Raw genomic sequence first — 21599 nt, 5'->3', positions numbered from 1 at the left:
AAGCCCGAGGATGACAGAGGTTGGTGGGAAGGCGCCGGGTGTTACGGTGGCGAAGGAAAAGCTCGGCCTGATCGGCTTCGGCGCCTTCGGGCGGCTGACGGCGCGGCATCTGTCGCCCTGGTTCGACATCCTCGCCCATGATCCGGCGGCGACGCCTGGAGTCGGGGGCGGCGAGGGCGTCGCGACCCTGACCGACCTGACGACCGCCGCCGCCTGTCCGACGGTGGTGCTGGCCGTGCCGGTCGAGGCGCTGGAGGCGACGCTGATCGCCATCCGCCCGCACCTGGCGCCGGGCGCCCTGGTCATCGACGTGGGCTCGGTGAAGGTGAAGCCGGCGCAGGCCATGGACGCCCTGCTGCCGCCCGGCGTGCGCATCGTCGGCACTCACCCCCTCGGCCCGCAGAGCGGCAAGGACGGCATCGCCGGCCTGCGCATCGCCATCTGCGAGGTGCGAGGCGGAAAGGACGCCCGCCGCGTCGCCGCCTTCTGCCGCCGGGCGCTGGGGCTGAAGGTCTTCCAGGTCAGTCCCGAGGATCACGACCGCGAGGCCGCCACCGTCCAGGGCCTGACCCACCTGATCGCCCGCGTCCTGATGGCCATGGAGCCCCTGCCGACGCGCATGACCACCGCCAGCTTCGACCGGCTGATGCAGGCCGTCGACATGGTCCGCCACGATAGCCCCGCCGTCTTCCGCGCCATCGAACGCGACAACCCTTTTGCGGCGGAGGTCAGGGAGCGGTTCTTCGCTCTGGCGGAGGGGGCGCGGGGAGAGTTGAGGGAGCGGTAGGCGGCGGACTGGTCGATGGCTGATTTCGGTCCTTAGCCCGCTCTCAGAAAACATGATTAGATTGGGCATGAATCTCAGATTGTTCAGCGTGGTCGCAATGGGCTTGGCCCTCACGTCGTGCGTGGGCGGCGGCTTTAGCGGCGGCACACGGCAGTTTTCCGGTGTCTGGCTCTACGAGTTCGAAGGATCGACTTTCGTCGAGGGAGCGACCGAAGTGCCGACGGTACGTCCCGATTACAGCGAGACAGACTGGTTGGAGTGGACCAAGTGGTCGGATCTGGAACGGCTTATGGAGAAGAGCCTCGGAGATGGGGACTGCTACACAGTGCAGCCGTTCTTAGTCTCTTTCGTCGGACGCAGAACTCACCGTCCATTTGGTGGCGCAGGCCATCTGGGTCTATGGCGTTCAGAGGTAACGGTGAATAGACCGATCTCCGTTAAGCGACTTTCCCCTTCATTCTGCTACGACCGCTAACAATCTTAGCCGAACTTCGCTGCCTTTGCTCGCTAGGCGACGCTGGGGAGGTCCGGTTCGGGAGGCAACTTCGCAAGACGACCCAAAGTGGACGCTCATCGGCAAGGATCGGCTTGCTAGTTTGATGATACGAACGTCGGAGTGATCATGGAAGCGGATATGTTGGCGGCTACTCAGCATGCGGCTGCCGCAGCTGTTTCCTCGGCTAACGCGGCTTGGTGGGCCCTTGCGTTAAACGGCGTCGCCGCGTTCGCGGCAGTTGGCGCTCTTTGGTACGCAGTCTTACAGGGCGCGAAGGCGGCTGTGTTCGAGCGCCGCAAGATCGGCAGCGTCTGCTACAATATAGGGTCAGAGCTTGAGGTCGTTTCGGGCAGTTACAGCGGCGAAATAGGTGACAAGGAGGCCGAAGCCGCCAACGCCAAGCATCTTACGGAAAGTGGTGCGCTTCGGCGTGCGCGAGCACATCTGCTGGCAGCGAATAACGTAGTCATCCCTGATCCAAAAGCTCAAGAAGAAATCGGATATATGATTATGATATTGGACTTCATAGAAGCCGACATTGCCGCTGGAAATGATGGCCAAGATTATCTGTCCGACGTCGACGCCGCGACGACTATTTTCGCCCGCTTAGGATACAAATATCTCGGTCAGCTTCACCCTTATCCGAACCTTCGCCATAAGTATTTTGTGAATGCCGAATCTGTGAATGATGAGGTTCCTACGCCTGCGGCAGCGCTCCAGACTGAGCAAACTGGCGGGAAGTGATCTCCTGACTTTGAAAGGAGCCGAAGTCAGCGCTTCGCATTCCCCCGAATGAACGCCCCCACGTCCTCCGCCACGCCCGGCGCGAGCGGTAGCGCCGGATCGGCATAGGTCGCCATGTTCGCCGCACGGTCGGCGGGGGCGGTCTTGAGGAGGTGGTTGACGCCGTCCCAGAGTTTCAGCGCCGCCTTGGGGTCCGCGGCGGCCAGGGCTTGGGCGTCCGTGACGGTGATCTGGAGGTCGGTGGTTCCCTGACCGATCAAGACCGGGCCGTCGTAGGCGGCGAGCAGGGCGGCGGGGTCCAGCGGCAGCCACGAGATCAGATAGGGCTGGACCGAGGGACGGAACAGGGCCGCCAGCGCAGGCGGCGTGTCAGCGACGGTGCGGCCGGCCTCAAGCTGGGTCAGGGCGGCGAAGGCCTGGGTCTTCATCGGCTCGGGCAGGGTCGCCAACTGTTCGCGCAGCACCGTGCCCGCCTGGCGGCCGGCGCCGGACAGCAGGATCAGGCCGCAAATCTTGTCGTCGTTTTCGACCGCCTTCAGCGCCACCAGGGCGCCCTCGCTGTGGCCGATCAGCCAGGCGCAGGGCAGGCCCGCGCGCGCGGCGGCCTGCGTCGCCCAGGCACGAGCGTCGGCGGCATAGGCGTCGAACCGCAGATCGGCCTCGGCCGGACCCGCCGCCGCGCTGGCCCCGATGCCGCGCTTGTCGATGCGGACGGTGGCGATGCCCTGTTGCGCCAGACCCTCGGCCAGCAGGCGGTAGGTCGAGGCCGAGACCCCCAGCGGGCTGTTCCCATCCCGATCCGTCGGGCCCGAGCCAGGGAGGATGACGGCGACGGCCGTGGGGGCGTCGGGCGTCAGCAGGGTTCCGTGCAGCGGCGCGGGCTGTGACGGCAGGGTGATCTCGGTCGACACCGGGCCGGCGAGCAGGCTGGCGGCGAGAAGGGCGGGGATCAGCATCGGCATGGCGGGCGCCTTCAGAAGGGTTGGCGGTCGGGATCGGCGCGCCAGACGCGCCAGCTTTCGAAGACAGAGACGGCGGCGACGATCAGGACGGCGGCAGTCAGGGCCGTGACGCCATAAGGCTGAGGCGCGAGGGGCGCGGCGATCAGGCCGACCAGACCGATCAGGCAGAATAGCCGGCCCGCCAGACGGTTGGATCGGTCCCAGGCCAGGCGGCTCTTGTAGCTCCAAGGCGTGCGGACGCCGATCAGGGGATTAGGCGCGACCCGGCCTAGGAAGGCGCCGGTGACCAGCAGGATCAGCGACAGGCCGCCGGTCATGACGACCGGGCCGCTGTCCGCCGTCGCATGTCCCAGGCTGGCCCAGGCGATGGTCAGGCCGATGGCGGTGAAGAGGAACAGGGTGAGGCCCTGGCCGATCCGCATCGAGCGGCGCCGCGAAGCCTCCCCATGGCTTTCGGCGCGCATGGCGGCCAAGCCCATGCCGGCGGCGGCGATGAAGCCGATCAGGGTCAGACCGCCGAAGAAGACGGCGAACTCGACGCGGTCGCCCCAGCGATCGACCTGCCAACTCGCGTTCCAGTGCATCGGCATCGGCGTGGTCGGCCCCTTGAAGCCGATATAGAGGGCGAAGGCCGCCTGGACGCCGAAGACGGCGACGGTCAGATAGTCCAGCAGCGACAGGCGGTCCTTCATCGGCGGGGTTCCTTTTGCGCGTCGGGCAGGGTTTCGGCCGCTTCGCCGGTTCCGACGATGTCCATCAGAAAGGCCATGGCCTCTTCGACCGCCGAGATTTCCAGCCGGTAGCGGATGGTCTGGCCCTCACGCTCGGGACTGACCAGACCGGCCTCCTTCAGGGCGTTGAGATGGCCGGTGATGGTGGGCCAGCTCATGTCGAAGGCGGCGGCGATGTCGCCGGACGCCAGCGGACCGGCGCGGAGCATGGCGATGATGCGACGACGCACCGGATGCGACAGGGCCTTGAACAGGGTATTCATAGCCGAATTCCTAATTAGGAATGTCGCTAATTGCAAGCCCGATACGACCGCAAAATGTCGCAACCCAGGCCTCTGCCATTGCAAGCCAGTCGCAACGAGGCGTATGGGAGCGCCTTCCTCCCTGCGTTGATAATGCGTTGCAATCCATGATCCGTTTTTCCCGTCTCGCCTGCGCCGTCAGCAGCCTGGCCCTGGCCGCCGCCACGCCCGCCCTGGCGCAGCAGGACCAGCCGAGCGTGGCGGAACTGGGCGAGATCGTCGTCACCGGCGGGTCGCAGGTCGGCTTGCCCGGCGCCTATGCCGGTGGACAGGTAGCGAAGGGCGGTCGTGTCGGCCTGTTCGGCGCTCTGGATACGATGGACACACCGTTCAACGTGACCAGCTATACCGAGACCCTGATCCGCGACCAGCAGGCGCGCAGCGTCGGCGACGTGCTGCAGAACGATCCGGCTGTGCGGGTGACCAAGGGGTTCGGCAATTTCCAGGAAGTCTATCTGATCCGGGGCTTCCCGGTTTACTCGGACGACATGACCTACAACGGCCTGTACGGCGTGCTGCCGCGCCAATATGTGGCGCCGGAACTGCTTGAGCGGGTCGAGGTCTTCCACGGGGCTACGGCCTTCCTGAACGGCGCGGCGCCGGGCGGCAGCGGGGTGGGCGGCGCCTTCAACCTGGTTCCAAAGCGCGCGACGGGCGCGGACCTGAACCGTCTGACGGCCGGATGGGAAGGCGGCGACGAGATTTACGCCGCCGCCGATCTGGCGCGCCGCTTCGGCGCCGACGACGCCTGGGGCGCGCGCCTGAACCTGGTCAGCCGGGCGGGCGAGGGCGCGGTCGAGGATCAGCACAGCGAGCTGCGCGTGCTTGGCCTGGGCGTGGATCGTCGCGGCGAGCGGGCCCGCTTCTCGGCCGATCTGGGCTGGCAGGATCACCGCATCGACGCGCCGCGTCCGCAGGTGACGCCGAACGGCGCGGTTCCCGAGGCGCCCTCGGCCGACGCCAACTTCGCCCAGCCCTGGACCTATACCGACGACGAACAGCTGTTCGGCGCCGCGCGCGGCGAGTTCGATCTGACCGACCGCGTCACCGCCTGGGCGGCCGTCGGCGGGCGTCGGGGCGAGGAGGACAACGTCCTGGCCAATCCGAACGCCAATGCGGACGGGGCGCTGAGCGCCTATCGCTTCGACAATGTGCGCGAGGACACGGTGTGGGCGGGCGACGTCGGCCTGCGCGCGGACGTGACGACCGGACCGGTCGGACACCGGCTGGTGGCCTCGGCGTCGCAGGTGCGATCCAAGTCCAAGAACGCCTACGCCTTTTCGGACTTCGCCGGTTTCGCCAGCGATCTGTACGACCCGATCGACGTGACGGCGCCGACGCCCGACTTCTTCGTCGGCGGCGATCTGTCCGATCCACTGGTGACCGAGCGGGTGAACAACCGCTCGATCGCCTTTGCGGACATGATGTCCTTCTTGGACGGTCGCCTGCTGGCCACGGTCGGCGTGCGCTATCAGGAGATCGAGACGCGGTCGTTCGACTACAACACCGGCGCGGAAATCTCGGCCTATGACGGCGACGCCTGGACGCCGGCCTTTGCGGTCGTGTTCAAGCCCAGCGAACGCCTCTCGCTCTACGCCAACTACGCCGAGGCGCTGCAGCCGGGCGCGACGGCGCCCGCCCAGGTCGGCGGCGCGCCGGTCGGCAATGTCGGCGAAGTGCTGGCCCCGTTCCAGTCCGAGCAATACGAGGTCGGCGTGAAATATGATGCCGGAACGTTCGGCGGCACGCTGAGCGTCTTCCAGGCGAACCGCCCGCAGGCCTATTTCGACGGCCAGAACTACACCGCCGACGGCGAGCAGCAGAACACCGGCGTCGAAGTGGGCGTTTATGGCGAACCTATCGCGGGCGTGCGTCTGATCGGCGGCGCGACTTGGCTGGACGCGGAAGTCACCCGTTCGCTGGACGCCGCCCTGGTCGGAAAACGCCCCACCGGCTCGCCCGAGTTCCAGGCCAATCTGAATGCGGAGTGGGACGTGCCGATGGTCGCCGGCCTGACGCTGGAGGGCCGGGTCGTCTATACGGGCGAACAGCCGGTCAGCACCGACAATACGGTGGAGCTGGACGCCTGGACCCGGTTCGATGCAGGCGTGCGCTACGCCTTCGAGGCGGGCGGCAAGCCGCTGACGGTTCGCGCGCGGGTCGAGAACCTCGCCGACGAGGATCAGTGGGTGGCCGTGGGCGGCTATGCCCCGACGTCCGGCTATCAGACGCTGGGCGCGCCGCGCACGTTCCGCCTGTCGGTCTCGGCCGAGTTCTGAACCGGATGAAGACGCGGACCATCCGCGCCTGGACCTGGGTGCACAAGTGGTCGAGCCTGGTCTCGACCCTGTTCCTGCTGATGCTGTGCGTGACCGGCCTGCCGCTGGTGTTCACGCATGAGATCGAGGAAGTGCTGCTGCCGCAGGCCTGGACCCCGGCGAACCCGGAGGGGCCGCCGCTCAGCCTGGACCAGGTGCTGGCGGCGGGTCTGGCGCTGCATCCCGGTGAGGTCCCGGCCTTCATGAGCTTCGACGAGGACCGGCCGGTGGTGAACGTCACCAGCGTCGATCCAAACGGGCCGGCGGGGAAATACAGTTTCGAGCCCATCGACCGCACCAGCGGCGAGGTGGCGCCGCCGGTCGCCGGCCATCCGGTGATGGAGTTCCTGCTTCAGCTCCACACCGACATGTTCCTGGGCCTGCCGGGCATGCTGTTCCTGGGTCTGATGGGCCTGATGCTGATCGTGGCGGTGGTGTCGGGCGTGGTGCTGTATGCGCCCTTCATGCGCCGGCTGCCGTTCGGCACGGTGCGGGCCAAGAAGGCCGCGCGGACCCGCTGGCTCGACTATCACAACCTGCTGGGGGTGGTGACGGCCGGGTGGGTGCTGGTGGTCGGGGCGACGGGTGTGATCAACACTCTGGCCACGCCGATCCTGGCCTATTGGAAGAACACGGCGCTGAAGGACCTGACCGTGGCCTATGACACCCCGGCGCCTGCGGGCGAGCGGGCCTCTCTGGATGCGGCGGTGGGGCGGGCGAAACAGGCGCTGCCGGGCATGAAGCTGCAGTTCGTGGCGTTTCCGGGGACCGACTATTCGACCGATCACCACTATGCCGTCTTCTTCCACGGCGACACGCCGCTGACGACCCATCTGACGACGCCGGCCCTGATCGATGCGCGGACCGGGGAACTGGCGGCCGTTGCCCCGACGCCCTGGTATGTGAAGGCGCTGTCGCTGTCGCAGCCGCTGCACTTCGGCGACTATGGCGGGCTGGCGCTGAAGATCCTGTGGGCGCTGCTGGACATCGCTACCATCGTCATCCTGATCTCGGGCCTGTATCTGTGGCTGGGCAAGGGACGGCGGAAGCCGGCATGAGCCGCAAGGACCTGAATATCTGGGCCATCTTCGGTGCGCCCGTCGTGGTGTTCGTACTTAGCCTGACGGGCCTGATCGGCGCTCTGCTGGGAGACGGCGTCTGGGATGCGGTCTTTTCGACCCTGCTGGCCTCGACCGTGGTCGTCACCGTCTGGGCCCTGATCCGGCGTCGACGGTGATCGGCGTCAGATCGAGAAGCTGACGCCGCAGCCGCAGCTGGACGCGGCGTTGGGGTTGCGGACGACGAACTGGGCGCCGGCCAGTTCATCGACATAGGCGATCTCGGAGTTTTTCAGGAAGGGGACCGAGACGGGGTCGATCACCGCCGCCTGGTCGTCGGCCTGGACGCGCAGGTCGTCGTCCTCGGCCGTCTCGATCAGTTCGAACCGGTACTGAAAGCCGGAACATCCGCCGCCGTCCACCGCCACGCGCAGCATCAGGGTCTTGCCCTCGGCTGCGCCCAGCTTGGCCAGGCGCTTGGCGGCGCTGGCGGCCAGGACGATGCCCTCCGACGCGCGCGTGGCGACGCTGAAGGCGGGTGTGGACGGTTCTGTGGATTGGACGGTGCTCACGGCTGTCTATATGAGGCCCGCAAGGGCGTTCGCAAAGGGCCTCCGGATCAAAGCAGCTTCAAAGTTGATGACTTGAGCCAGACAGACTTCAGCCAGATGGGCCTCGCGACCTACGCCGAACGCGCCGACCTGACCCGGGGGCGCCGCGTTCCCGAGCCGGGTAGCCGGACCCGCACGGGCTTTGCGCGCGACCGCGACCGGATCATCCATGCGACGGCGTTTCGGCGACTGAAGGAGAAGACCCAGGTCTTCGTGGCGCACGAAGGCGATCATTATCGCACCCGCCTGACCCATTCGCTGGAGGTGGCGCAGATCGCGCGGTCCCTGGCCCATGCGCTGAGGCTAGATGACGATCTGGCCGAGACCATCGCCCTGGCGCACGACCTGGGCCACCCGCCCTTCGCCCACGCCGGCGAGGACGAGCTGGTGGTGCAGATGGCCGGTCACGGCGGCTTCGACCACAATGTCCAGAGCTTCCGCGTGGTGACCGAGCTGGAGAACCGCTATCCGCAGTTCGACGGGCTGAACCTGAGTTGGGAGACGGTCGAGGGGGTCATCAAGCACAACGGCCCGGTGGCGCATCGGCTGGACGAACCGGCCTGGTCGGTGGTGCGGCCCTACAGGACCCGCGGGGAGGCGGACTGGGACCTGCGTCTGGGCACGTTCGCGTCGCTGGAGGCCCAGTGCGCGGCCGTCGCCGACGACATCGCCTATAACAATCACGATGTGGACGACGGGGTGCAGGCGGGGCTGATCACCCTGCAGGACCTGGATCAGGTGCCGCTGATCGGGCCGATGTTGGCCCAGGTGCGTCACGACTATCCCGCCATCGACGACCGGATGTTGAGGATCGAGGCCGTGCGGCGGATGATCGGCGTCATGGTCGAGGACGTGTTGGCCGAGACGGCGCGGCGGCTGGAGGAAGACCGGATCGTCACGACCGAGGACGTGCGTCTGGCCAGGCGGACCATGGTCGATTTCTCGCACGCCATGCACGCCGACCTGGCGATCCTGAGGAAGTTCCTGTTCGAGCGGATGTATCGCCACTACCGCGTCAATCGCACGCGCAGCCAGGCGCGGAGGGTGCTGTCGCAACTGTTCGAGCTTTTCATGGCCGAGCCGGAGGTGATGCCGCCCGAGTGGAGCACGCCCGCCCTGACCAGCGACCGGACGCAGCGGGCGCGGGCAGTCTGCGACTATATCGCCGGAATGACCGACCGCTACGCCATAGAAGTGCACCAGAAACTGTTCAGCCTCGACCTCGCCCTCGATCTGTGATTCGAAAGATTTGCGCGGGGGCGTAGAGTGATCGTTCGGCGCGCCGATTCGCGCCTGACAGACGGCGGAGCGCGACCATGTCCTTTGATGACGACAACAAGCCGGGCCGGGGCGCCTATACGCCCCCGACCGATGACGACCTGCCGTTCCGTCGCAACAGCTATGACCCGCGCAGCGGTCGCAACGTCGGCTCGGGCGGAGGCAAGGCGCCGCCGGTGACGCTGATCGTCAGTGTCGTGGTCTTGATCTTGATCGCGGTCACCGTGGCCTGGCTCTATGGGCGATCTGGTCTTAGGGCCTCGACCGACGCGCCGCCCGCCGTGGGCCAGCCCGTCGGCGAGATGAAGACGGCCCCGCCCGTCGACGCCCAGCCTATCGATCCGGCCGAGGGGGTGCGCGTCTACCGCGACGAGACCGAGACCACCGACGCCCCCGTGACCTTCACCCCGCCGCCGGAAGCGCCCCAGCCGCGCCCCGCCGCGCCGCCGACCGCCGCCCCGACCGGCCAAGGCCTGCCGCCCGCCGCCACGAGGCCAGCAGCCCCCGCGCCGCGTCCGACGACGCCTGCTCCGGCCGCGCCGGCGACGACGGCCCCGGCCGCTGCGACGGGCTCGGCCGCGGTGCAGATCGGCGCGTTCTCCTCGACCGAGATCGCCGACCGCGAATACGCCGCCGTCGCCGGCCGCTTCGGTCAATATGCGTCGGGCGCCCAGAAGCGGGTGACCGAAGTGACCTCGTCCAGCGGTTCGACCCTGTACCGCACCACCTTCTCGGGCCTGTCGCGCGAGCGGGCGGTCGCCTTCTGCAACGCGCTGAAGGCCGCCGGGCGGGACTGCATCGTTCGGTGATGCGGTTTTACCTTCCGTCACCCTCGGGCTTGTCCCGAGGGCCCACCCGTCCGCATCGCGGTCGAAGGGGCGAGGGGAGGGGATGTGCGTCCCGTTCATGGATTCTGGGCGCTGAACCGTGGGCCCTCGGGACAAGCCCGAGGGTGACGGGCAGTATGGCGGTCAGGGGGGCGGCATGACCTCCGCCGCCATCTACGGCTGTTCGGGCCATCGGCTGACCGAGGACGAGCAGGCCTTCTTCGCCGATGCGCGGCCGTGGGGTTTCATCCTGTTCCGGCGCAATATCGATACGCCTGATCAGGTGCGGGCCCTGACCGACGAACTTCGGGCCGCCATCGGAGATCCTGACGCGCCGATCCTGATCGACCAGGAGGGCGGGCGGGTCCAACGGATGGGGCCGCCGCACTGGCCCAAATATCCGCCGGGAAACGCCTATGTGACGGCGTCGAACGACCCGATGGGCGCGCGCGAACGGGTGCGTCTGGGCGCGCGGCTGATGGCGCATGATCTGCGCGAGGTCGGGATCAACGTCGATCTGGCGCCGGTGCTGGACGTGCCGGTGCCCGGCGCCCACGACATCGTCGGCGACCGCGCCTATGGCCAGGATCCGGATACGGTCGCCCTGCTGGGTCGGGCGGCGGCGGAAGGGTTGCTGGCGGGCGGGGTGCTGCCCTGCATCAAACATATGCCGGGCCATGGCCGGGCCTTCGCCGACAGCCACAAGGACCTGCCGACGGTCCATGCCGATTTCGACACTCTGGATGGCTGGGACTTCGCGCCGTTCAAGGCGATGTCGGACATGCCGCTGGCCATGACGGCGCACATCGTCTTCACCGCCGTGGACAAGAAGCGCCCGGCGACCCAGTCCAAGAAGGCCGTAAAGATGATGCGCGAGCATCTGGGCTTCTCCGGCTTGATCATGACCGACGACCTGTCGATGCAGGCGCTGAGCGGATCGCTGGGCGAGCGGGCGCATCGGTCGCTGAAGGCCGGGTGCGACGTGGTTCTGCATTGCAACGGCGACATGGCCGAGATGCAGGCGGTGGCCGAGGCGACCGGCAGGCTGAAGGGCAAGGCCAAGGCGCGGGCCGAGGCGGCGATGGCGCGGATCGTGCGTGTGCCCGAACCGCTTGATCCGGTCGCGGGGCACGAACGCTTCTTCCAGGCCATGGGCGGTCGGCTGGATGTCGCCAAGGGACCGGACGTGGGGGAGGCGCAGGCATGAGCCGCCTAGACCGTCCCGGCATCAAGCAGCGTGAAGCGCGGTAGGCCAAGAAAGATGTCCGAAGCGTTTCAGCCCAATCTGGACTTCACCGCCGTCGCCGAGGTCGAGGAGCGCGAGGCGTTCGTGGTCGATCTGGACGGCTATGAGGGGCCGCTGCACGTGCTGTTGGCCCTGGCGCGGAACCAGAAGGTCGATCTGCTGAAGCTGTCGATCACCCAGTTGGCGGAACAGTATCTGGCCTTCGTGCACGAGGCGCGGCGGCGCAACTTCGCCCTGGCGGCGGACTATCTCGTGATGGCGTCGTGGCTGGCCTATCTGAAGTCGCGGCTGCTGCTGCCTCGCACCGAGAAAGACAAGGGCGAGGAGCCGCCGGCCGAGCAGATGGCCGCCGCCCTGGCCTTTCGCCTGCAGAAGCTGGAGGCCATGCGGCGCTCGGTCGAACAACTGATGGCGCGGCCCCAACTGAAGCGCGACGTCTTCACGCGCGGCGATCCGGAGGCGACGGTGATCGTGCCGTCCGATCGGATCGACGCCAGCCTGTACGAACTGATGAGCGCCTATGTGACCCAGCGTCGGCGCGAGGGCGCGCGGCAGTATTCGCCGGGCCAGCGGGTGGAGGCCTTTCCGCTGGAGGCGGCGCGCGACTGGCTGCGCGAGATCATGCCGAAACTGGCGGACTGGACCCCGCTGGATCAGGTGGCGCCGCATCGGGAGGGCGAGGAAGGCCCCAGCCAGGCCAGCTTTACGGCCTCGACCCTGTCGGCCAGTCTGGAGCTGGTGAAGGAGGGGGCGATGGACATTCGACAGACGCAGGCGTTCGCCGAGCTGTTCCTGAAACGACGCGGGCAGGGCCAGCCGCTGGAGCTGATGGGGTGATGGCTTCACTTTCCGCTCATCCCCGCGAAAGCGGGGACCCAGTGATTTGGGCGCAAAGGTCTGTCATGCCTTCGCCGATGGATGGCCAACGCATTGCCGAGCGACAGGACTGGGTCCCCGCTTTCGCGGGGATGAGCGGATATTTCTATGTCTGACCTCGCCTTCCAACCCGACGAAGCCGAGATCGAGCGGCGGGTCGAGGCCCTGTTGTTCGCCGCCGCCGGGCCGCTGACCGCCGCCGAGATCGCCGCGCGACTGCCCGAGAACTGCAATGTCGCGCGCGCCATATCGGGTCTGCGCGCCCGATATGAGGGGCGGGGGGTGGAGCTGGAGTGCGTCGCCGACCGCTGGCGCTTCCGCACCGCGCCGGACCTGGCCTTCATGATGACGCAGGAGCGCGAGGAGCCGCGCCGCCTGTCCAAGGCCGCGCTGGAGACCCTGGCCATCATCGCCTACCATCAGCCCGTCACTCGTGCCGAGATCGAAAGCGTGCGCGGCGTCAGCATCTCCAAGGGGACGCTGGACCTGCTGCTGGAGATGGGGTTCGTGCGATTGCGGGGGCGCAGGCGGACGCCGGGCCGCCCGGTGACCTATGCGACCACGGATCGGTTCCTGGAGCATTTTGGCCTGGCGACCCTGTACGACCTGCCGGGCGTGCAGGAGATGAAGGCGGCGGGCCTGCTGGACCTGTCGCTGCCGGTCGGGTTCGAGGTGCCGGACCCCAGCCGCGCCTCCGAGGCCGACGACGAGGACGGCAGCCTGCCTCTCGATGACGACGCGCCCGAGTTCGCCCAGGATTTCGTCGGCGAGCCCCGCTGACGCTGCGTCACGTTCACGCAGTTTTAGTCAGCGCCGTTTAAGCTGAACTTTATGAGTGGCGTGGTATCGAAAACGGGTTGGCGGGCGTGGAGCACGTTCAGGATCGCGGTGATCCTGATGCTGTCGTCCATCATCGGCATGGCCGGCGTCCTGGGCATGGTCAGCCAGGGCATCGATGCGCACCAGGCGCGCAAGGAAGAGGCGTTGGTGAAGTTGCGCCTGACGCGGGCGCTGGAAATCATCGGCGAGAACCTGACCACGGCCTCGGTCTGGGACGAGGCGGTCGATCACATGACAGCCGGCGACGTGGCCTGGTACGACCACAACTTCGGCGCCTTCTACGCCGCCCAGCACAAGCATCAGTTCACCTTGGGCTATGATGGCGCGGGACGGTTGTTCCGCCTCAGCACCGAGGGCCGGCCAGCCAGTGCGCAGATCGGCGACGCGGTCGGACGAACGGCCCAGCCTTTGGTTGATGAATTGCGTGCGCAAGCCGCTGGACGAGATCGCTCGGCGACAGCGGAGGTAGCCGTCCGCTTGAAGGCCGCCTTCGTACAGGTCGGCGGCGACATCTATGTGCTGGGCGCCTCGACCGTCGTGCGCCACACGGCGGCCGGGTCAACGCCGACGTCCGACCCGATCGTGGCCTCGCTCAAGCCGTTTGCGGCCGAGTTGGACCCGCTGCGCACGCGGTTGGCCTTGACCGAGGTGCATTTCCAGCCCGGCGACGCCGCGCCGCCCCAAGGCATGAGTGGGGTCGATGTGCGCGACGCTGGCGGCGCCCTGTTGGGCCGCGTCGTCTGGACGCCGGAACGGCCGGGCTATCAGATCCTGACGAAGGCCGGGCCGCTGCTGCTTTTGTTGGTCGTGGTTCTGATCGTCGGCACGGCGTTCCTGTTCTGGAATACGACCGCCGATGTGCGCCGTCTGCGGGCGTCCGAGGTCGCCTTATCGTCCGCGCTGGAGCGTGCCGAGGCCGCAAACCAGGCCAAGACCCGGTTCCTGTCGAACGTCAGCCACGAACTGCGCACGCCCCTGAACGGGGTGCTGGGCATGGCCGAGGTGATCGGGGCGGACCTGGTCACGCCGCAGCAGCGCGACAGACTGGAAATCCTGAAGGCGTCGGGTCGTCAGCAGCTGCGGCTGGTCGAGGAGTTGCTGGACGTGGTGCGGCTGCGCGACGGGGCGGTGACGCTGGAGACGCGACCGTTCCGGCCCAACAACCTGCTCGGCCGTGTCGCCAACGACCTTCGTGGCGCAGCTGAGGCCAAGGGCTTGAAGATAGACGTCGAGGCCGCCGAGGGCGAATGGCTGGGCGATCCGGTCCATGTCGAGAAACTGATGGCGGCGCTGAGCGACAACGCCGTGCGCTTCACCCGGACGGGCCAGATCACCCTGCGGGCCGTCGCCGGCGATCAGCTGGTGCTGGAGGTCGAGGACACCGGCCCCGGCATGGAGCCCGAGGCTGCGACCCGCCTGTTCGACGCCTTCACCCAAGGCGACGAGAGCAGCACGCGCACAGCCGACGGCCTGGGGCTGGGCCTGACGGCGGCGCATGGTCTGGCGGCGCTGATGGGGGGCAAGATCGAGGTCGTTACCGCGCCCGGCGTCGGCAGCACCTTCCGCGTCGCCCTGCCCTTGCAGGCCGTCGAGTAGGTTCTGCACAAACCACTTCCGTCACCCTCGGGCTCGTCCCGAGGGCCTACGGTGAATGCGAACGAGGTTGCGGACGGGTTCAGGCGACGGCTTGCAACGTCTGCGGTCGAGCGCGACCAACAGTGGGCCCTCGGGACAAGCCCGAGGGTGACGGGATCTAAAACGAGATGGACGTCATCGCGCCCAGCGGGTTAGCGACTTAGGCCGTCAGCAGACGCGGCAGTTTGAAGGTGACGGTCTCGCGGGCGCCGTCGTCCTCGGTCACTGTGGCGTCGAACCGGGCGCGGATGGCGTCCACCAAGCCCTCGATCAGCGGCTCGGGCGCAGAGGCCCCGGCGGTGACGCCGACGGTCTGGACCCCGTCGAACCAGGTCCAGTCCACCTGGGACGCATCGTCCACCAGATAGGCGGCTCCGGCGCCCGCGCGCATCGCCACCTCGACCAGCCGCACCGAGTTGGACGAGTTCTTGGACCCCACCACCAGCACCAGCTCGCAGCCCTCGCCCAACGCCTTGACCGCATCCTGGCGGTTGGTGGTGGCGTAGCAGATGTCTTCCTTGTGCGGATCGGGCAGTTCGGGGAAGCGGCGCTTCAGCACCTTCAGGATGCCCGCCGTGTCGTCGACCGACAGGGTGGTCTGGGTCGCATAGGCCAGAGGGGCGTCGCCGGGGCGTTCGAACGATTCGGCGTCGGCCTCGGTCTCGACCAGGCTGATGGCGCCCTGCGGCAGCTGGCCCAGGGTGCCGACGACTTCGGGGTGGCCCGCATGGCCGATCAGGATGATGTGCTTGCCGGCGGCATGGTGACGCTCGGCCTCGACATGGACCTTGGACACCAGGGGGCAGGTGGCGTCCAGGAACACCAGCTCGCGCGCCCGGGCGGTGGCGGGCACCGACTTGGGCACGCCGTGGGCCGAGAAGACGACGGGCCGGTCGTCGGGGCATTCGTCCAGTTCCTTGACGAAGACCGCGCCCATGGCCTTCAGCCGCTCGACGACGTGGCGGTTGTGAACGATCTCGTGGCGCACATAGACGGGGGCGCCGAACTTCTCGATGGCGCGTTCGACGATCTGGATCGCCCGGTCCACCCCGGCGCAGAAGCCGCGCGGCGTCGCCAGCCGAACCGAAATCGGGCGAAGCGGAGCGGCGGGGGGAGGAACATGCGCATTCATGGCCGTGAACCTAGTCGTTTGCGGCGCTGATCGCCATCGGACCCGTGTCGCGACGGGCGGGATTCTGTCGCCGTGAACAGCGGCGCATCGTCACGGCTTGTCCACAGGCGGCGAAAGTCGAAATTCTACAACGGTTTAGAGCGTGATCACGACGCCTTGACCTATGGGCCGCTCACGATTAGTTTCCGCGCCGAATTCAGACCCGTTCGGACGCACCGTCCGGACGCTGAACGCACAGGTCCTATCCCCCATGCCGGAATCGCGCGAAGAGGCGATCAAACGCCTCCAAGACAGCGCATCCGCATTGGAGGCGCGGACGACGGCGGAGAAATCCGCCGAGCTGACCGGCCATCAGGTGTCGGGTCAGGCCTACAAGATCATCGCCGAGCTTCTCGGCGGCGTCCTGGTGGGTCTGGCGTTCGGAGCGATCGCGGATTGGGTCCTTGGGATCCGTCCGTGGGGTTTGATCGGCGGGGTCCTTCTGGGCTTCGCCTTGTCGATTTACATGGCGCGTCGCACAGCCAACCGGCTGATGGCGCAGGCAAAGGCGTTGGGAACGTCGGCTCCGGCCGAACCCTACGTCGAGGCCGACGAAGACGGGGAACGATAGGGCTTCATGGCCGATCCGATTCATCAGTTTCAGATTCAGAAGGTCATCGACCTTCCTGACGTGACCCTGCCTGTTCTGGGCGTGGTCGATCTGGCGATCACCAATTCGCACATCGCCATGACGGCCGCCTTCGTGGTGATCGTCGGCTTCCTGGCCGCCGTGACGTCGAACGCCAAGATCGTGCCGGGCCGCCTGCAGTCGGCGGGCGAGGGTATGTTCGGCCTGATCGACAACCTGGCCGATTCCATCATCGGTCACGAAGGCCGCAAATATTTCCCGTTCGTCTTCACCCTGTTCACCCTGATCCTGGGCATGAACATCCTGGGTCTGTTCCTGACCTTCACGGCGACCTCGCAACTGGCCATCACGATCACCTTCGCCCTGATCACCTTCGGTCTGGTGCTGGTGGTCGGCTTCGCCAAGAACGGCCTGGGCTTCTTCAAGCTGTTCTGGCCCATGGGCGCGCCGCTGGCGTTGCGCCCCGTCGTCGGCCTGATCGAGTTCGTCTCCTTCCTGCTGCGTCCGGTAACCCTGGCGCTTCGTCTGTTCGGCAACATGCTGGGCGGCCACGTCGCGCTTAAGATCTTCGCTGGCTTCGTCGTGTCGCTGGGCATGCTGGGCCTGAGCGGCGGCATCGGTCTGCTGGCCTTCCCGGTCGCGGCCCTGTCGCTGGGCATGGTCGTCGCCCTGACCGCGCTGGAGTTCCTCGTGGCCTTCCTCCAGGCCTTCGTCTTCGCCGTTCTGGCCTGCATCTATCTGAATGATGTGGTCAACCTGGACCACGCCCACTAAAGGGCCGGACCAGTCTCTTCACCCCAACCACCAACGACTTTAATCTAGGAATACAATCATGGACGCTGAAGCCGCCAAGTACATCGGTGCCGGTCTCGCAACCCTGGGCATGATCGGTTCGGCCCTGGGCGTGGGCAACATCTTCGGTCAGTTCCTGGCCGGCGCCCTGCGCAACCCGTCGGCCGCCGCCGGCCAAGTCGGCAACCTGTTCGTGGGCGCCGCCCTTGCCGAAGCCCTGGGCATCCTGGCCTTCGTGCTCGGCATCCTGATGATCTTCGGCTGATATCAGCCGATTACGGCGCGCGGGGTTCGCCCGCGCGCCGCTTCATCTGATCCTGCAGTAGACGGTTCATGGCCAGCACCCAATCCAACCATGCAGTCCTGGCTTCGGTCGAAGCGGACCTGCACGCCGAGACGGCGACCGCCGCCGAGCACGGCTCGGGCGGCCTGCCGCAATTCCAGTTCGAGCACTGGGCGGGCCAGATCGGCTATCTGCTGATCCTGTTCGTCGTCCTGTACCTGCTGGTCTCCAAGGTCTTCGCGCCGCGCCTTCGCAAGGTGATGGACGAACGGGCCGACACCATTTCCACCGCCGTCGCCACCGCGCGTCAGGTCCAGGCCGAGGCCGCCGAACAGGCCGCTCTCGCTCAGGCCGAAGTCGCCAAGGCCCGCGCCGACGCCCGTTCGATGGCCGCCGCCGCCAAGGCGCGCGTGACCGAGGACGCCAACGCCCGCCAGGCTGCGGAAGAAGCGATCGTCAACGTTCGCATCGCCGAGGCCGAGGCCTCCATCGGCAAGACGCGCGACGCCGCCATGGCCAATGTCTCCACCATCGCCTCCGACACGACCGCCGCCATGGTCGAGCGTCTGACCGGCAAGGCCGCGACCGCAGCCGAGCTGGCCGCCGTCAAGGGAGCCGCCTGATGAACCTGATCTTCGAACACGGCATCTGGAGCTTCGCCAATGCGGAGATCTGGGTCGGCATCGGCCTGATCCTGTTCTTCGGCATCCTGGTCGCCGCCGGCGTGCCCAAGATCGCCGCCAAGGCCCTAGACGCCAAGGCCGCCAAGATCCAGGCGGACCTGGATGAGGCCGCTCGCCTGCGCGCCGAGGCCGAGGCCCTGCTGGTCCAGATCCGCAAGGAAAAGGCCGAGGCCGAGGCCCAGGCCGCCGAGATGATGGCCCAGGCGGAAGCCGACGCCCGTCGTCTGGAAGTCGAGACCAAGGCCAAGCTGGAAGAGACCCTGGCCCGTCGCCAGAAGATGGCCGAGACCCGCATCGCCCAGGCCGAGGCCCAGGCCTCCGCCGAGGTCAAGGCCGCCGCCGCCGACCTGGCCGCCAAGACCGCCGAACAGATCCTGACCGCCCGCATCGCCAGCGGCGCCAAGGATCCGCTGCTGGACAGCGCCATCGCCCAGATCGGCGATCGCCTGAACTGATCCGCACTCACGCTGAATGAAACAAGGCCCCCGACGTCGCCGTCGGGGGCCTTTTTCTTGGGCGGTCAAGCCGCGATCAGTGAGCGTGTGCGCCGCCGATGATCGTGGCGCCCAAACGTTTGTCGCGCGCCACCAGCCGGGCATAGACATTGCCCAGCACAATGCCGAACACGGCGTGGGTGATCAGCAGCCAGGCGAAGGTGCCGAAGCCGGAGCCGGCCGTGAAGGTCCGGTAGTTTCCGAACATGACGATCACCGCCATCATCAGCACCCAGGCGCCGACGGCGAAGACGATGCCCTTGGTCTCGGGCGTGTCGGTCGGCAGTCGGGGACACAGGATGGCGAACAGCGGCCCCAGGATGAGCACGCCGCTGATGACGTGAACCACCCACCCGACGGCGAGGTTTCCCGGCATGCCCAACATGCTTGCGATGACCCCCTGGAAGGGATCGAACCAGTTGAGGAACAGATTGGGTATTTCGAGCAAGGATACGGCCATGGTCGCCGCAAACCCGGCGATCAGACCCTTTTGTACGCGTGACATCATGACCTTAGCGCCTCCCAACGCATGAGTGGTTCTCTGATAACGCGCAGACAGGATACGCCTGACGGGGGGAGGACTGCGTTCACGTTGCCGTGGTTAGCGGTTGCAGCAACGCAACCGCAATAATATCGGCTAACTAGCGGAACAGCTTGCGGAAATAGCGCCGCACCTGTTTGCGGCCGCGCGACAGGCGACGACCGGATCGCTTGGTCACGACCTTTTCGGCACGCAACGCCTGTTGCCAGAAGACCGGAGCGAACTCCGGCTTCTTCCGCATCAAGCGACGGAAGGGATAGACCCATTTGGGGCGGGCGTACTGGGCGCGAATGAACTGACGCTTGGCCCAGAACGAGCTCTTCAGGATCAGCATCAGGCCGACAGCAATGACCGGAATCCCGCCGGGACCCGGCAGGGGCGCGATCAGAATCCCCAGCAGCACCACGAACAGGCCGCCGATCATCAGCGCCCAGCGTTTCACCAGACGCAGCGTGCGGCTGCGCGGTTTTGAAGGCTGTGCGAGGAGAACGGAGAGGGAGGTCACGAATACGCCAGATGGGGAGGGGAGGTCGTCATGACAACGGTCGTCACGGGCGCACGATCCCTCGTCGGGAAAGGAAAAGGCGACCGTGACGACCTTGCCACAAACCTCTTAAGGCTCTGCGTCGATGGCGGATCGGTGTCCGCTGAATGACGCTTTGGTCATGAACCGCAGTCGTTCGCCGGCTGTTGCCGATGCGACACGGATCAGCCGTAGCGGACGCCGGTCAGACGCTCGGATTCCGCCCAGAGCAGTTGTGCGACCTCGGCGTCCTGGGCCTGGGGCTTGATCTCGGCGGAGCCCGGCGGTCCCTTCATCTCCATGACGCGTTGCGGTCCATAGTAGTCGCCCCCCTTCACGGTGGGCCCCGTGGCGGCCAGCAGCGTCGGCAGGGCGCCGTCTGCGGCGGAATGGCTGATGAAGGGCTGAAGCAGTCGCCCCGCCGCCATCATCAATCCGCCCGCGCCCGACTGGGCCGGACCATTGGCGATCAGGTCGGTTCGTGCGAAGCCGGGGTGGGCCGCCGCGCTGGTCAGCTTCCAGCCCTGCGCCTGGCTGCGCCGGTCCAGCTCGATGGCGAACATCAGCATGGCCAGCTTGGACTGCTGATAGACCGGCCATGGCTTGTAGGCCGTCTTTTCGTAATTCAGATCGTCGAGGCGGATGCGCCCGCCTCTGTGGGCGATGCTGGACAGTTGCACCACGCGCGCCCCCTCTGACCTGGAATCGGTTGCGCTGAGCAGGGGCAGCAGCCGTCCCGTAAGGGCGAAATGCGACAGGTAGTTTGTGCCGAACTGCATCTCGAAGCCATCGGTCGTGACCTGCCGCGTCGGCAGGGCCATGACGCCGGCGTTGTTGATCAGGATGTCGATGGGCCGTCCCGCCGTCAGATGACGGTCTGCGAAGGCGGAGATGGACGACAGGTCGCCCAGGTCCAGCAGGTCGAACCTCACGTCGGCGCCGGGATGTCGTGCGCGGATCAGCCGCTCGGCCTCGGCCCCCTTGGTTGGATTGCGGGCGGCCAGCACCACTTCGGCGCCTTTTGCGGCCAGTACGAGGGCGGTTTCCAGGCCCAGACCGCCGGTCGCGCCTGTAATCATGACAAGCTTGCCGCTCTGGTCGGGAATATCGTCTGTGGTCCAGGTCGTCATTTCGCTATCCTGTCGCTGAAACATGTTGTCTCCAAGGGTTCCGGCTTGCATATCTGCATCCGGTGCAAATATGCAAGAAGTGCAAGAAAAGATTTCCGTCAACGATCAAGGCCTGCGTGAGCGCAAACGGCTGGAGACGCACGCCCGTATCCAGGCCGAGGGCATGCGTCTGTTCCTCGACAGGGGGTTCGAGGCGACGACCTTGGACGATGTGGCGCAGGCGGCGGACGTATCGCGACGAACCCTGCTGAACTATTTCGGATCCAAGGAGGAGATCGTCTTTTCGGCCAAGGCTGGGTTTCCGCAAATGGTCGCGGACGCCATCGCCGCACGACCGGCGGACGAACCCCTGCTGGACATGGTGGAGAACGCCCTGATCGATCTGGCCCAGCAACCTCAGTCAGAAGAGACCAAGGCGGTGGCCGTCCTGATCCACGGCACACCCTCGCTCAGGGCGGGTGACCAGGCGAAATACGAACAGGTCGAGCGGCTGCTGGCTGGGGCGCTAGCGGCGCGCAAAGGCCTGGCGTCCGACGACATCGCCTGCCGCGTCGTCGCCGGGACGGCGGTCAGCATCATGAAGCTGTCCCTGGACGCCTGGCTGGCCCACCCCGATGCGCCGCCCGAGACGTTTGGCCGCGCAGCCTTCGCGGCGCTGAGACGGGCGGCGGGCTAGGGATTT

The 21599-nt window shown here is 66.9% G+C and carries 25 protein-coding genes; 17 read left to right on the top strand and 8 right to left on the bottom strand.

Annotated elements, in window-relative coordinates:
• The first annotated feature begins 46 nt into the window (after positions 1-46).
• Both ACP693_RS12325 and ACP693_RS12320 read left to right on the top strand, forming a co-directional pair.
• Positions 47-787, top strand: a complete 741-nt coding sequence (locus ACP693_RS12325) for a prephenate dehydrogenase/arogenate dehydrogenase family protein (protein WP_426019797.1) — start codon at positions 47-49, stop codon at positions 785-787.
• A 622-nt stretch (positions 788-1409) separates the two neighbouring features.
• Positions 1410-2027 carry a hypothetical protein gene (locus ACP693_RS12320; protein ID WP_426019796.1) on the top strand — a complete coding sequence of 206 codons (618 nt, stop codon included), beginning with the start codon at positions 1410-1412 and terminating at the stop codon, positions 2025-2027.
• Positions 2028-2053: 26 nt separating this feature from the next.
• Here the strand turns inward: ACP693_RS12320 and ACP693_RS12315 are convergent, their stop codons facing one another.
• The 3 genes from ACP693_RS12315 to ACP693_RS12305 are packed head-to-tail and all read right to left on the bottom strand — an operon-like array spanning position 2054 to position 3983.
• Complete coding sequence (locus ACP693_RS12315) at positions 2054-2989, bottom strand: alpha/beta fold hydrolase (RefSeq protein WP_426019795.1); 936 nt, start codon at positions 2987-2989, stop codon at positions 2054-2056.
• A gap of 11 nt (positions 2990-3000) precedes the next feature.
• Positions 3001-3681: an SdpI family protein gene (locus ACP693_RS12310; protein WP_426019792.1), complete on the bottom strand. Its 681-nt coding sequence runs from the start codon at positions 3679-3681 to the stop codon at positions 3001-3003.
• Positions 3678-3983, bottom strand: a complete 306-nt coding sequence (locus ACP693_RS12305) for a metalloregulator ArsR/SmtB family transcription factor (RefSeq protein ID WP_426019790.1) — start codon at positions 3981-3983, stop codon at positions 3678-3680. The genes ACP693_RS12310 and ACP693_RS12305 overlap by 4 nt, the downstream gene beginning before the upstream one ends.
• A gap of 146 nt (positions 3984-4129) precedes the next feature.
• On the opposite strand from ACP693_RS12305, the gene ACP693_RS12300 reads away from it, so the two are divergent.
• From ACP693_RS12300 to ACP693_RS12290, 3 genes are read left to right on the top strand one after another with little or no spacing between them, the layout of a single operon-like run.
• A complete protein-coding gene (locus ACP693_RS12300; protein WP_426019789.1) occupies positions 4130-6301 on the top strand; it encodes a TonB-dependent receptor in 2172 nt (723 codons plus the stop codon).
• A gap of 5 nt (positions 6302-6306) precedes the next feature.
• Positions 6307-7398, top strand: a complete 1092-nt coding sequence (locus tag ACP693_RS12295) for a PepSY-associated TM helix domain-containing protein (protein ID WP_426019787.1) — start codon at positions 6307-6309, stop codon at positions 7396-7398.
• Positions 7395-7577: a hypothetical protein gene (locus ACP693_RS12290; RefSeq protein ID WP_426019786.1), complete on the top strand. Its 183-nt coding sequence runs from the start codon at positions 7395-7397 to the stop codon at positions 7575-7577. Before ACP693_RS12295 ends, ACP693_RS12290 begins: the two co-directional genes overlap by 4 nt.
• Positions 7578-7583: 6 nt before the next feature.
• On the opposite strand, the gene erpA is transcribed toward ACP693_RS12290, so the two are convergent.
• Entirely contained in the window at positions 7584-7970 is a 387-nt protein-coding gene (gene erpA / locus ACP693_RS12285) for an iron-sulfur cluster insertion protein ErpA (RefSeq protein WP_426019784.1), read from the bottom strand.
• Between the two features lie 72 nt (positions 7971-8042).
• On the opposite strand from erpA, the gene ACP693_RS12280 reads away from it, so the two are divergent.
• The 6 genes from ACP693_RS12280 (at position 8043) to ACP693_RS12255 (ending at position 14672) form a co-directional block, all read left to right on the top strand.
• Positions 8043-9248: a deoxyguanosinetriphosphate triphosphohydrolase gene (locus tag ACP693_RS12280; RefSeq protein WP_426019783.1), complete on the top strand. Its 1206-nt coding sequence runs from the start codon at positions 8043-8045 to the stop codon at positions 9246-9248.
• Between the two features lie 77 nt (positions 9249-9325).
• Positions 9326-10096 carry an SPOR domain-containing protein gene (locus ACP693_RS12275; RefSeq protein ID WP_426019781.1) on the top strand — a complete coding sequence of 257 codons (771 nt, stop codon included), beginning with the start codon at positions 9326-9328 and terminating at the stop codon, positions 10094-10096.
• Between the two features lie 175 nt (positions 10097-10271).
• On the top strand, positions 10272-11321 hold the full coding sequence (nagZ, locus tag ACP693_RS12270; RefSeq protein ID WP_426019779.1) for a beta-N-acetylhexosaminidase: 1050 nt from the start codon (positions 10272-10274) through the stop codon (positions 11319-11321).
• A 54-nt stretch (positions 11322-11375) separates the two neighbouring features.
• Entirely contained in the window at positions 11376-12197 is an 822-nt protein-coding gene (locus ACP693_RS12265) for a segregation and condensation protein A (RefSeq protein WP_426019777.1), read from the top strand.
• 147 nt (positions 12198-12344) lie between these two features.
• Entirely contained in the window at positions 12345-13016 is a 672-nt protein-coding gene (gene scpB / locus ACP693_RS12260; RefSeq protein WP_426019775.1) for an SMC-Scp complex subunit ScpB, read from the top strand.
• A 117-nt stretch (positions 13017-13133) separates the two neighbouring features.
• Complete coding sequence (locus ACP693_RS12255; RefSeq protein ID WP_426019773.1) at positions 13134-14672, top strand: ATP-binding protein; 1539 nt, start codon at positions 13134-13136, stop codon at positions 14670-14672.
• A gap of 199 nt (positions 14673-14871) precedes the next feature.
• Here the strand turns inward: ACP693_RS12255 and ispH are convergent, their stop codons facing one another.
• On the bottom strand, positions 14872-15843 hold the full coding sequence (gene ispH / locus ACP693_RS12250) for a 4-hydroxy-3-methylbut-2-enyl diphosphate reductase (RefSeq protein WP_426019771.1): 972 nt from the start codon (positions 15841-15843) through the stop codon (positions 14872-14874).
• A gap of 250 nt (positions 15844-16093) precedes the next feature.
• Between ispH and ACP693_RS12245 the strand changes: the two genes are divergently transcribed.
• The 5 genes from ACP693_RS12245 (at position 16094) to ACP693_RS12225 (ending at position 18684) form a co-directional block, all read left to right on the top strand.
• Positions 16094-16453: an AtpZ/AtpI family protein gene (locus tag ACP693_RS12245; protein WP_135195075.1), complete on the top strand. Its 360-nt coding sequence runs from the start codon at positions 16094-16096 to the stop codon at positions 16451-16453.
• 6 nt (positions 16454-16459) lie between these two features.
• Positions 16460-17245, top strand: coding sequence for a F0F1 ATP synthase subunit A (locus ACP693_RS12240; RefSeq protein ID WP_426019768.1), 786 nt, complete (start codon positions 16460-16462; stop codon positions 17243-17245).
• Positions 17246-17303: 58 nt separating this feature from the next.
• On the top strand, positions 17304-17528 hold the full coding sequence (locus tag ACP693_RS12235; RefSeq protein ID WP_008261286.1) for a F0F1 ATP synthase subunit C: 225 nt from the start codon (positions 17304-17306) through the stop codon (positions 17526-17528).
• A 68-nt stretch (positions 17529-17596) separates the two neighbouring features.
• A complete protein-coding gene (locus tag ACP693_RS12230) occupies positions 17597-18169 on the top strand; it encodes a hypothetical protein (protein WP_426019766.1) in 573 nt (190 codons plus the stop codon).
• On the top strand, positions 18169-18684 hold the full coding sequence (locus ACP693_RS12225; protein WP_346496269.1) for a F0F1 ATP synthase subunit B: 516 nt from the start codon (positions 18169-18171) through the stop codon (positions 18682-18684). Before ACP693_RS12230 ends, ACP693_RS12225 begins: the two co-directional genes overlap by 1 nt.
• A 76-nt stretch (positions 18685-18760) precedes the next feature.
• Here the strand turns inward: ACP693_RS12225 and ACP693_RS12220 are convergent, their stop codons facing one another.
• From ACP693_RS12220 to ACP693_RS12210, 3 genes are all read right to left on the bottom strand, one after another.
• The gene (locus ACP693_RS12220; RefSeq protein WP_426019764.1) at positions 18761-19231 is read right to left on the bottom strand and encodes a DUF6789 family protein; all 471 of its coding nucleotides are present in this window, start codon (positions 19229-19231) and stop codon (positions 18761-18763) included.
• Between the two features lie 133 nt (positions 19232-19364).
• Positions 19365-19769 (bottom strand): PGPGW domain-containing protein, encoded by a 405-nt coding sequence (locus ACP693_RS12215; protein ID WP_245159446.1) that lies wholly within the window; start codon positions 19767-19769, stop codon positions 19365-19367.
• 203 nt (positions 19770-19972) lie between these two features.
• Complete coding sequence (locus ACP693_RS12210) at positions 19973-20917, bottom strand: oxidoreductase (protein WP_426019762.1); 945 nt, start codon at positions 20915-20917, stop codon at positions 19973-19975.
• 70 nt (positions 20918-20987) lie between these two features.
• On the opposite strand from ACP693_RS12210, the gene ACP693_RS12205 reads away from it, so the two are divergent.
• The gene (locus tag ACP693_RS12205) at positions 20988-21593 is read left to right on the top strand and encodes a TetR family transcriptional regulator (protein WP_426019760.1); all 606 of its coding nucleotides are present in this window, start codon (positions 20988-20990) and stop codon (positions 21591-21593) included.
• The last annotated feature ends 6 nt before the right edge of the window (positions 21594-21599 follow it).

Origin of the sequence: Brevundimonas sp. TWP1-3, assembly GCF_049896085.1 — a bacterium.
Taxonomy (GTDB): domain Bacteria; phylum Pseudomonadota; class Alphaproteobacteria; order Caulobacterales; family Caulobacteraceae; genus Brevundimonas.
This window is presented reverse-complemented; position numbering and strand designations above follow the sequence as displayed.